This is a genomic window from Kineococcus siccus (assembly GCF_009906795.1).
In the GTDB taxonomy this organism is placed as follows: Bacteria; Actinomycetota; Actinomycetes; order Actinomycetales; family Kineococcaceae; genus Kineococcus; species Kineococcus siccus.
The window spans coordinates 1-1,142 of record NZ_JAAALN010000400.1; the positions used below are offsets into that span (position 1 = coordinate 1).

Annotated in this window: 2 protein-coding genes; one reads left to right on the forward strand and one right to left on the reverse strand. The window is 77.1% G+C overall.

Annotation, left to right across the window (positions count from 1 at the left end; genetic code table 11):
• Positions 1-23 precede the first annotated feature (23 nt).
• Positions 24-500 (forward strand): pyridoxamine 5'-phosphate oxidase family protein, encoded by a 477-nt coding sequence (locus GTR02_RS21780; RefSeq protein WP_166609550.1) that lies wholly within the window; start codon positions 24-26, stop codon positions 498-500.
• Between the two features lie 58 nt (positions 501-558).
• Here GTR02_RS21780 and GTR02_RS21785 read toward each other — a convergent pair.
• Positions 559-1,142: DUF3152 domain-containing protein (locus GTR02_RS21785; RefSeq protein WP_205709811.1), on the reverse strand; the 584-nt coding region annotated here is incomplete at its 5' end.

Sequence of the window (1,142 nt, forward strand, 5' to 3'; positions counted from 1 at the left end):
GTCTCGAGGTCGGCCCGCGCGGCGTGCGCTGGGCCGACCTCGAGACCGCGGAGCCCGACGTCGCCGCCGCCGTGCTCGGGCGGTTCCGCGCCGCCCGTCACCACGTGCTGGCGACCCTCACGCTCGACGGTTCCCCCCGGGTCTCCGGGACGGAGGTGGACGTCTGGCGCGGCGACCTCGTCGTCGGCTCGATGGTCGGCGCGCGCAAGGCCGCCGACCTGGGCCGCGACCCGCGCTTCGCCCTGCACGCCCACACGGGCGACGGCTCGATGGCCGACGGCGACGCCAAGCTCGCGGGCACGGCGCAGGAGGTGCTCGACGCGGAGGAGCTGGCCGACTACGTCGCCGACCGCCACCCGCCCGAGCCGTTCCAGCTGTTCCGGCTCCTGGTCGCGACCGCGGTGCTCACCGACCTGCAGGGCGACGGGATCCGGGTGCGGACGCTGCGGCCGGGCCGTCCGCTCACGACCGTCGTGCGGGGCAGTGCGGCCCCGGAGTGAGGTCGGCCGGAGCGGGCGCAGAAGGCCCCGGGGAGCGCGGTGGGTCTCGTCGCGACGGTCAGGGGTGGGGCCAGGGGTTGGGCAGCGCGCCGTCCAGCCCCTTGGTCTGCTGCATCATCACGGGCGCGAGACGGCCGGGGCCGGGGTTCGGGTCGTGACCGTGCCCGAGCAGGTGCCCGACCTCGTGGTTCACGACGTACTGCCGGTAGCCCGTGCGGTCCGCGCCGTAGTCAGGGATCGCGTTGACCCAGCGGTACGTCGTCAGCACCGCCTCGTCCCCCGTGCGGCAGGACAGCGTGCCCATCGTCCGCAGCGGCCGGCACAGCGCGGCCGAGGTGTCGGGGCTGGCGAGCACGAGGCGGTGCTCCGCCTCCCCGTCGGTGCGCTCGAAGCTCGTCGCCCCGCCGGCGCCCCAGCCCCGCGGGTCGTTGAGCGTGGCGAGCGCGAAGGCCGCGAACGCCTGCGGGTCGACGAGACCGGCGTCGAGCAGACCGCGCTCGACCTCCACGCGCAGCGTCCGGACGCGGGCCGAGGGCGGCGCCGGGGCGCGCCCGGGGACGACCACGAGCTCGCCGCCGCCGGAGGAGGGGACCTCGGCGGACAGGACTCCCGCGTCCACGTCGGCCTGCGTGAGCCCGGGGG